The organism is Solihabitans fulvus, from assembly GCF_008386585.1.
Lineage (GTDB): Bacteria > Actinomycetota > Actinomycetes > Mycobacteriales > Pseudonocardiaceae > Solihabitans > Solihabitans fulvus.
The window spans coordinates 1-8,610 of the sequence record NZ_VUOB01000175.1; the positions used below are offsets into that span (position 1 = coordinate 1).

5 protein-coding genes are annotated in these 8,610 nt (G+C 72.3%); 3 read left to right on the forward strand and 2 right to left on the reverse strand.

What is annotated here, in order from left to right; translation table 11 throughout:
• Nucleotides 1-134: 134 nt before the first annotated feature.
• A complete protein-coding gene (locus F0L68_RS41095; RefSeq protein WP_149855332.1) occupies nucleotides 135-608 on the reverse strand; it encodes a hypothetical protein in 474 nt (157 codons plus the stop codon).
• Nucleotides 609-972: 364 nt separating this feature from the next.
• Between F0L68_RS41095 and mobF the strand changes: the two genes are divergently transcribed.
• From mobF to F0L68_RS41105, 3 genes are read left to right on the forward strand one after another with little or no spacing between them, the layout of a single operon-like run.
• Nucleotides 973-4,920 carry a MobF family relaxase gene (mobF, locus tag F0L68_RS41100; protein WP_223199612.1) on the forward strand — a complete coding sequence of 1,316 codons (3,948 nt, stop codon included), beginning with the start codon at nucleotides 973-975 and terminating at the stop codon, nucleotides 4,918-4,920.
• Between the two features lie 56 nt (nucleotides 4,921-4,976).
• Nucleotides 4,977-5,231, forward strand: coding sequence for a hypothetical protein (locus F0L68_RS43035; protein ID WP_188317123.1), 255 nt, complete (start codon nucleotides 4,977-4,979; stop codon nucleotides 5,229-5,231).
• A complete protein-coding gene (locus F0L68_RS41105; RefSeq protein WP_188317124.1) occupies nucleotides 5,228-7,144 on the forward strand; it encodes a DnaB-like helicase N-terminal domain-containing protein in 1,917 nt (638 codons plus the stop codon). Before F0L68_RS43035 ends, F0L68_RS41105 begins: the two co-directional genes overlap by 4 nt.
• Nucleotides 7,145-7,690: 546 nt before the next feature.
• Here F0L68_RS41105 and F0L68_RS41110 read toward each other — a convergent pair.
• Nucleotides 7,691-8,389 (reverse strand): DUF8453 domain-containing protein, encoded by a 699-nt coding sequence (locus tag F0L68_RS41110; protein WP_149855335.1) that lies wholly within the window; start codon nucleotides 8,387-8,389, stop codon nucleotides 7,691-7,693.
• Nucleotides 8,390-8,610 lie beyond the last annotated feature (221 nt).

Genomic DNA, 8,610 nt, shown 5'->3' on the forward strand with positions numbered 1-8,610 from the left:
CCGGCCGGTCCGCGGTGCGCCGCCAGCCCGGCCACCCCCCCTCCCCCGACGAGGCCGACAGGGTGCCGCCCGCCGAGTAGGAGCGCCGCGCCAGATCACCGGCCCAGCGCCCCGGAGACGATCGTCCCCGGGGCCTACTGCGGTGCCGTCACGCCGGCGGGCTCGGGGCCCCCGGCAGCCGCCGGCGCCGACGCCGAGGCCGCGCCTGCGTCCACCACCGGCACCGGGGTCGTCTCCGTGGTCGGTGTCGCGCGCGAGCGCCGAGGCGCGGGCGGCGCGGCCTGCGGCGTCGCCGAGCCGGCCTCGGCCGCCAGTGCCCGCAGTCGCCTGACCTCCTTGGCGTCCTGGCCGGTCAGCTCGGCGACGCGCTCGACGGTGTTGTCCAGCTCCAGGAGCGCGAGGACGGCGCGCCCCATCGCCACCTCGCAGTCCCGCTCCGCCCTGCGGACCTCGCCCCGGGCCAGCCGGTGGACCTCGAACTCGGTGCCGGCCGCCAACTCCGCTGCGTCGCGGCGACGGCGAGCGTCCTCGGCCTCGTGGTCCGCGCGCGCCTTGCGTGCCCGCGCGGCCTCCTTCGCCTGTGTCAGCGCTGCTGTTCGTGGACTCATCGCTCCAGAGTAGCCACGCACCAGCCCACGACAGCGCCGCAAAACCCCAGCTCACAGCACTCGCGCACCGTCCTCACCGCACTCTGGCCACCCACCGCCGCGCCCTTCCCCTCCCCCACCACTCAAGATCCAGAACTGACACACCTCTTGCACTAGCAGTGTGCGGACGCAAATCGGTCGGTTCGCGCCTACGCGCCTACACCCTTGCCTCTGCCGTGAAAACCCGAACATTAAAAGTGAGTAACAGTTGACACGAAGCGGGCTCGACTTACGCTTCAACTAGCCACGCAGTAACTGAACCTCACTTTTGTAGTGGTGGAGTGTCTCGGTCCTGTCTCTCGGGCGGGAGGTGATCGGCGTGACCATGACCTGCCACCCGTTGCACGCGGGCAACGGCTACGAGTACCTGACGCGCCAGGTCGCTAGCGCCGACACGACGCGGTCGGCACACGACTCCCTGACCGGCTACTACACCGCGCAGGGCAACCCGCCGGGGCAGTGGGCCGGGTCCGGACGCGCGGATCTGGGCATGGACGGCGAGGTCACCGAGGAGCACATGCTGGCCCTGTTCGGCGAGTGTCTTCGACCCGACGCCAACGAGCACATCAAGGCCCGCCAGGCCGCCGGTGACACCTACGAGCAGGCCCGCAAGGCGGCCCGGCTGGGCCGCAGGTTCGCCGTCTACGGCCAGGACGTGCCGCTGGTGGCCGCGGTCGAGGCGGCCTACCGCGACTTCGAGCGCGACCACGCGCGGCGCCCGTCGGTGCAGGAGCGCCGCGACATCAAGATGGCCGTCGCGCGCACGCTCATGGCCGCGGCGGCCGGCCCGGACGCGCCGCCGCCGACCCGCGAGGAGGTCCGCAAGTACCTCGTCGACGAGCTGGGCCGGGCCCGGCAGCCCGTCGCCGGCTACGACCTGGTGTTCTCCCCGGTCAAGAGCGTTTCCCTGCTGTGGGCGCTGGGCGACCAGCGGGTCCAGCAGACCGTCGCCGAAGTCCACGAGGCCGCCTGGCGGGCCGCGCTGGCCTACGGCGAACGCGAGGCGGCGTTCACCAGGATCGGCGCCGGCGGCGTCGCCCAGGTCGCGACCTCCGGGTTCGTGGCCGCCGCGTTCCTGCACCGCGACTCCCGCGCCGGCGACCCCGACCTGCACACCCACGTCGCCGTCGCCAACCGGGTGCGGGCCGCCGACGGGACGTGGCGCACGATCGACGGCCAGCAGCTGTTCAAGGTCGCTGTCAGCATGAGCGAGCTGTACAACGCGCTAGTCGAGCAGGGCCTGACCGAGCAGCTGGGCGTGGCGTTCGTCGAGGTGGCCAAGGGCGCGGGCAAGCGTTCGGTGCGCGAGGTCGCGGGCATGCCGGCGGAGTGGATTCGCGGGTTCTCCCGCCGCCGCACGCAGGTCGAGGCGCGCTACGAACGGCTGCTGGCCGAGTACGTCCGCGAGCACGGCGGGAGCCCGCCGCGCACGGTGCAGATGCGGCTGGCCCAGCAGGCCACGCTGGAGCAGCGGCCCGACAAGCAGCAGCTGCGCAGCCTGGCCGACCAGGTCCGCGGCTGGGTCGCCACCGCCCGCCGGCTGCGCCCCGGCGCCCCGGTCCAGGAGGTGATCGACGGCTGCCTGCACCCGGGTCCGGATGTCGCGCCGGCCGCCGTCGGCGACCTGGCCGCGGTGGCCGCGGCGGTGGTGGATCGGGTGTCGCAGGACCGCTCGACGTGGACGGTCTACCACGTGCGCGCCGAGGCGCAGCGCGCGCTGCGGCCGGTCGCCTTCGACACCGCCGGGGAGCGCCAGCGGGCGGTGGAGACCGTCGTGGAGTACGCGCTGGGACGCGAGTCGGTGCGCCTGGACGTCGAGCTGGACGCGGTGCCGGTGCTGTTGCAACGGGAGTCCGGCGAGGGCGTGTTCCACCGGCACGGCAGCGAGCTGTTCACCAGCGAGGCGATCCTGGCGGCGGAGTCGCGGCTGGTCGCCGACGCCCACAGCAGGCGCGGCCCGGTCGTGTCCGACCGCGCCCGCGAGGCGGCCATCGACCGGTTCCAGGCGCGGCGCCGCGCCGAGGGCACGCCGATCGAGCTCAACGCCGGCCAACGGTTGTTGGTGGAGCACTTCGTGTCGGGCGGGCAGGCGCTGTGCGTGGCGATCGGCCCGCCGGGCACGGGCAAGTCCGTGGCGATGGGCGCGGTCCGGGAAGCCTGGGAATCCGCGACAGGCGGGCGGGTGGTCGGGTTGGCTCCTTCGGCGGCGGCCGCGTCGGTGCTGGGCGACCAGCTGGGGATCCGCGCCAACACCCTGCACAGCCTCGTGGTCGCCCACCAGTCCGGCGTCGACATCGACCTGGAGCCGGGGGACATGGTGTTGGTCGACGAGGCCGGCATGGCCGGCACCCGCACCCTGGACGAGGTCCGCGCGGTGGCCGCCGAGCACGGCGCGGTCGTGCGCCTGGTGGGCGACCACCGGCAGCTGACCGCGGTCGAGGCCGGCGGCGCGCTGCGGCTGCTGTTCGGTCAGGCCGGCGGCGTCGAACTGACCGAGGTGCGCAGGTTCCGCCGCCCCGAGGAGGCCGGCGCGGTGCTGCTGGTCCGGGTCGGCGACCCGGCCGCGATCGGGTTCTACGCCGCCAACGGCCGGCTGCACGGCGGGATCCGCGCCGCCGTGCTGGACCGGCTCTACGCCGACTGGAACAGCGACCTGGGCGCGGGCCACACCAGCATCATGATCTCCGATTCCACCGAGGTCGCACGGGAGCTCTCGGCCCGCGCGCAAACCGAGCGCCGCGCCGCCGGCCTGGTGGAACACGGCGGGGTCGGGTTGCACGACGGCACCGTGGCCGGCGTCGGCGACCGGGTCGTGACGCGCCTCAACCGGCGGCGCCTGGCGCTGTTCGCGGGACGGGAGTACGTGAAGAACGGCGACCTGTGGGAGGTCGAGGCGCGCTATCCCGACGGGCGGATGCGGGTGCGCCACGGCCGCCACGGCGGCCGGGTCACCCTGCCCGCCTGGTACGTCGCGGAGTGGGTGGAGCTGGGCTACGCGGCGACCATCCACCGCGCCCAGGGGCTGACCGTGGACATCGCCCGGTCGTTCCTGTCCCCGTCGGCCACGCGGGAGGCCGCGTTGGTGGCCCTGTCGCGCGGCGTCGACGGCAACCACGCCTACCTCGACACCGAGCAGGCCCTGGCGCTGGACGAACCGCGCACGCTGCCCGGCGATCTGTTCTCCCGCTACCGGGAGACCCGCGAGGCCGCCGACGCGCTCGCCGCGATCCTGGCCCGCGAGGGCGCGGAGCTCTCGGCGACCGAGGCGCTGCGCGACGCGTTGGACTCCCCGTGGCGGATGGACCCGGCCGTCCCGCAGTACCAGCACGCCCTACAGGTGCACCGGGGACCGCAGGCGGTCGCCGAGGCCGAGGGCTGGGTGCGCCAGGCGGTGCCCCGCCGCGCCGAGGAGATCCTGGTCGACCCGGCGTGGCCGGCCCTGTACGCCGTGCTCAACGAGGCCCGCGACGCCGGCGCCGACCCGGTCGCGCTGCTCTCGGCGCGGGCCCGGCAGCGGGAGCTGGGCACCGCGGAGTCGGTGGCCAAGGTGCTGCACCACCGCGTCGCCGCAGCCATGCCCACCGTCGGCCCCGGCGGCGATCGCCCCGCGCTGCTGCCCGGCTGGGTGCCCACCCCGCCCCCCGAACCCGGTGGCCAGGCCGATGGTGATCGGGCCGAGCTCGCGGTCTGGCTGCGGCGGCGCGCCGAGCAGATCGCCGACCGGGTGCGCACGCTCGGCGACCGCGCCGCCGAGCAGCCGCCCGCGTGGGCCGCCGGGTTGGGCCCGGTGTCCGAGGACCCGGTGGCGCGGGAGCAGTGGGTCGCCCGCGCCGGTCAGGTCGCCGCCTACCGGGAGCGCTGGCACGTGCCCGACGGCGACGCCGTGTTGTTGCCGGCCGCTGGTCGCGGCGAGCAGGGCCGGGCGCGGGCGTGGGTCCAGGCGTACCTGCGCACCTCGGCCGGCGGGTCCACCACAGCTGGGGTGGAGCCCGTCGGGGCGGGGCTGGTGGCCCGGACCGCGCGGCTGCGGGATCGGCTGGCCGAGGTGCGCGAGCGCCTGGTCGAGCGGGTCGGGTTCACACCAGCCGAGAACGTGACATCGGGTACAGCGTCGGCGCATGATGAACCAGAAAACGTAACTGAAGCCGACATTAATAATGAGGAGTGGAGAGTCGACGGCGAGGCGGACGCGGCCGGGGACACCGACGAGGCGTACCTGAACGCGCTGGCCGACGACGAGCCTCCCGACTACGACATCGAACCCGAGCTGTAGCGGCCGCGGTGCCGGCCGATGGGCGAGCACCACCCGCCAGGAAGGGGACCCACACCATGACCGAGAGCATCCGCGCCGCCGCCATGGCCCACCTGATCGCCGCCGGCACCGCCGCGCCGCTGCTGCCCGAAGGCGTGCCCGGCCCGGCCCGCCTGCACGGCCGATGGTGGGCCATCCCCACCGGCCAGGACTCCTACCGGCCGGTGGCCGACCCCGACCTCGCCGCGCGGTTGGACCACGACGCCGACCGCTACGCGCGGCTGCGCGCGACCCTGCCCGTCCGAACCGGCGGGGGAGGGCGACGCTCATGAGCCCGATGACCCCGCGCGAGTACGCCGAGCGCGCGCTACTGGGATTCCTGCTGCTCCAACCCCGACACGTCACCGAGATCGCCCGCACCCTGGAACCGGGCGACTTCTGGCGGCCCGCACACACCGTGGTGTTCCGGGAGCTACGCGACATGGTGGCCGAGGCGACCGCCGCCAAGGCCGCCCCCGACCGGGTCTGGGCGCTCTACGCCGACGAACCCGCCATCACCGTGCACCACGTCCAGCGCGAACAGATCAGCAGCGCCCAGATGGAGGCCGCCCAGGACCGCGCCGGCCAGTACCTCCAGATCGCCGAGGTCGACCTCCCTCACGGCACACCGGACGCCGCGCTGGCCGACCGCGTCGCGGAGGTGGTGGCCAAATACCAGGAGTACGACCCCGATCGGGCCTACGACCAGTGGATGCAGCAGCGCGAGCTGGACGCGGACGGGGGACTGACGGCCGCGGCTGTCGCCGCCCTAGCCGCGAACCCGGAACTTGAGATCACGCCGTGGTTCGTCCACGACGGCCAGCGGTTCACAGCGATCCGGACCGGTGTCGACGAGTTCGTGATCCGCCACGAGAGCGAGTACGACCCGCGTGAGTTCGGGACCAAGTACACGATCGAGGACGGCCCTGAGGACGACTTCGACTTCTACCGCGACGTCATCGGGGACGACATCGTCTACGGGGGCATGGTCTACAGCCACACCCAGTACAAGATCGAGGACGGCGAACCGGTCGAGCTGACCGAATGGGAACGCGACGCGATCATCGCGGAGGACGCGGCACAGTGGCAGGCCGAACAGGCCGCACGCAGCCAGGTCCCCGGCGTCGACCCGGTCAGCCTGCACGCCCGCGTCGCCGCCAGCAGCGCCGCCGACGCCCACCTGGTCACCGGCCCGTACCTGCACACGCTCGTGGCCACCGCGCCGTCGGCCGAGGTTGCACAGCCCGAGGCGTGGGCGCTGATGGTGCTGGAGGCCAGCCTGCGACGCACCGTGGCGCGCAACGGGATGCAGGTGGGCCAGGCCGCCGACGCGGTGCCGGAGCTGACCTCCCTGCTGTCCACACTGCACGCCGCGCTGGGTCAGATCGAGCACGTCGCGCAGCGGTGGGACCGCGCCAACCCGACGACCGCGTCCTGGGACCGGACCCTTGAAGAGGTCTCGTCGCATACCGTGGCGCCGGTGAACCGGGACGTTGTCGACACCGGCCTGGACTTGTTCGCCGACGCGCCCGACGAGCGCGACATCGCGATCGCGGAGAACTCCGTAATGGCCTACATGCTGACCGAACCGCGTGTGCTCGACCGCTGGCGGGATCGGCTGCTGCCCACCGACTTCGCCGACCCGACGATCAGCGCCGCGTACCAAACCGCAGTAGAGATGCGCGGGGCTGGTCGCCCGGTCGAACCGGTAACCATCGCCTGGGAACAGCAGCGCACCGCAGCCGGCAGGCAAAGCGCCGGACTGTCGGTGGAACGCCTCGTGGAGCTGACCACCCACCCACCGGTCGGCACTCCGGACTGGGCCGTTGATGTCGTGATGCGGGGCGCGGTGGCGCGGCTGACCGCCACCGCGGCCAAGGCCGTGCAGACCGCCGCCCAACATCCCGGTCTCCAACCAACGGACCTGCTGCACACCGCGCGGACCTACTACCAGGCTGTGCAATCCACCGTGACCGGCCGTATGACCTCGCCGCCCAGCCGCACCGACCGTCTCACCGGCCGGGACACTACGAACGCAGAGCGCGCCGGCGGGCGCACCACAGCGCAGGTCATCGACCTGCGCGAGCGATCCAGCAGCCTTCGCAGCGTGCTGTCCGGTGCAGCGGACACGACGGGGAACACTGATCTCCACCGGCACGCCGAGGCCGAACTCGACACCGACCACGGCCCTGACCTGGGCCCGTAGCCCGCCCTTGTCCTCTTCCGCGTCGGTCAGCCAGGTGCCGCAGGAAGCCTGCCGCTCGTCAACGGTGTGCGCGTTTGACCGGCATGCTCGACCTCGGCACAGGTTCCCGCTGGACCGCTGGCCAGCAGATACCGAGAACTGGTTATGTGCTTGGTCGTGCGCCCGCCTGCGACTGGGCCGCCCGTGTAGCCGGGCTCACGCTGGCCGGGGTTGGTGATCCGCGTCGATCTGGGCGACAGTGACGGCTGTGACGACCACTCCGGACGAGACCGACACGTCGAGTGCGGTTGATCCCGCCCAGCGGATCTACGAGAACTGCGTGCGGTGCGGCCAGCGGCTTCAGTTGCGGGCACCGGGTCGGGATGTATGCGAGCGGTGCGTGCCAGGTCAGACGCGGTACCCGGCTGGTCACGTCTACACGCCGCTGGGCCCGGTCGACACCGCCACAGGGGCCTCGACCGGCACCGCCTGACCGCGCGGCTGGACGACACCGGGAGAGTTCACGACCTGCGTGCGTAGTCCCCTGTGACGGCGGGACCAGCAGCGCTATCTCAAGCCAGGCAAGGAAGGTGCCCGTCGTCGCCTAGACGAGATCGACGCGCGACGAGGCGCCCAGCGCGGACCGGTCCTGGGGTCCCGTCCTTCGGGGCCACTACTACGGTCTACGACCTTGTCGAGGGCGACGGCGATCGTCTTCAGGTGGCCAACCGCGTCATGTACGCCGTAGACCTCGGTGTACATAGCGCCGCGGTGGACGTCGAAATCGATCGTGGCGTGCTCGCTGTACCGCTTGTTCCTGCTGTCGCGGTAGGTACTGGTCACTCGGAAGCGCATGGGTTCGCTGCTGTTGTAACGGTCGACGGCGCTGTCGAAAAACATGCGGAACTCCCGACCCGGCGCGAACATCGGGGTCGGCTCGGTCAGAATTCGTGTGTTACTCAGTTCGAAGCCGGTTTCCTCGATGGCCCGTCGAGGAGGCGGATCGAAGGCGATTTCCAGGCCGTAGGCTGGAGTCTTGCCGACGTTGGTGATCACCAGGTCGAACATCTTCGGTGAGGCATTGCCCGGAAGAATGTCGACGACGATGTACGGCCTGGCCTGTTCGAGGCGGGTTCTCCGGGCCGAGGCCAGCTGGGACCACCCCACGGACAACGCGACGACGAAGGCCGCGGTGGCAATCATCGTGCCGATGCCCTGCCACGCCACCGTGTTCAAGCCCAGGAACGCGAGATTCGAGTCGGCCATGTTTCTCCTCGGCTCGGTACAGGTCATTCGGCCTCATACATCTGTACAGGCACAGCGCCCTGGCGAACGTCGTGGCCCCGCCAGTCATCAGGTAAGTCGCTGCCACCAGGCCGCCCGCCGTTGAGGAGGTCGGCTATCTCGCTCCCGGTGCGCTGCTCGATGTGGTGCAGCCACCGGGATCAGTGGTGTGCGCGTTTGACCGGCATGCTCGACCTCGGCAC

Coding starts and splice junctions, on each gene's coding strand:
- F0L68_RS41095 (WP_149855332.1), bottom strand. CDS start 608: ATGAGTCCACGAACAGCAGCGCTGACACAGGCGAAGGAGGCCGCGCGG.
- mobF (WP_223199612.1), top strand. CDS start 973: ATGACCTGCCACCCGTTGCACGCGGGCAACGGCTACGAGTACCTGACG.
- F0L68_RS43035 (WP_188317123.1), top strand. CDS start 4,977: ATGACCGAGAGCATCCGCGCCGCCGCCATGGCCCACCTGATCGCCGCC.
- F0L68_RS41105 (WP_188317124.1), top strand. CDS start 5,228: ATGAGCCCGATGACCCCGCGCGAGTACGCCGAGCGCGCGCTACTGGGA.
- F0L68_RS41110 (WP_149855335.1), bottom strand. CDS start 8,389: ATGGCCGACTCGAATCTCGCGTTCCTGGGCTTGAACACGGTGGCGTGG.